General features: G+C 44.4%; 2 protein-coding genes. Both read right to left on the minus strand.

All coding sequences use genetic code 11. The annotated features are described in order from the left end of the window. Positions 1-517: transporter substrate-binding domain-containing protein (locus R7O13_RS25770; RefSeq protein WP_318305059.1), on the minus strand; the 517-nt coding region annotated here is incomplete at its 3' end. A gap of 134 nt (positions 518-651) precedes the next feature. Further along, positions 652-820, minus strand: a 169-nt coding sequence (gene bamD / locus R7O13_RS25775) for an outer membrane protein assembly factor BamD (protein WP_318305060.1), incomplete at its 5' end; no start/stop codon positions are given.

An 820-nucleotide genomic window follows, 5' to 3' on the forward strand; every position in this document is an offset into this window, starting at 1 on the left:
TGTTGACGGCTTGAATGCTTTCAAAGTAGCTGGAACTGGCACGTACCCAAATCTCCTTACCGCTCAACTGCTCAAGTTTAGTGATGGTTGGAGTACTTTTGTTGGTGATCACCCACTCTTCAATTCCGGATAAGATTGGGGTACTGAAGTCGACTTTTTGTTTTCGGGCATCGGTGATCGTCAAGTTTGCCACCACTAAATCACCAGAGCCGTTTTCGAGAGAAGGGAGTAATTGGTCTCGCGCTAGAGGGATGATTTGTACGTTCAGTTTGGGTTTGATTTTGCGTAAATCTTTTTCAAAGTGAGCCAGCAGCTCTGCGCCAATCCCTTTTGGTGTTCCTCCTTCGATATAGTAGAAGCCTAAATCGGCAGAAACTAAAACGCGCAATACGTTTTTCTCTTTGATGACATCTAAGTCACCCGTGTACGGAGGCTGTTTTAATGGTGAGATTTCCAAAGCGTAAACGGACGCCGACAACAGAAAGAACAGCATTGCCCAAAACTTAGATATGGTCACGTTCACGTCCAGTTAAATGGTGGAGTAGAACTCTAAGCATAAGTTGTGCTCAAAAAATCATCAAGATTGTTCAAAGAGAAGGAATTGGTGGTAGAAAACAAAACCGCCACAGTTTGAGCTGTGGCGGTAGGCGTTTATTTGACTGGATTTAGCTTAATGAGCGCTTCTGTTCTTGCAACGGCATCTTCTAGTTGCAGCTGCTTGTAGGCTTCCAGCTGAATTTCTAACGATTTGCGAGCTGCTTCTGTATCAGGGAATGATTTTTGAAGCTCTTGGCTACGGTTAATGGCAGCAATCCATGCT

The sequence above is a fragment of the Vibrio sp. Y176 genome, from assembly GCF_033438945.1.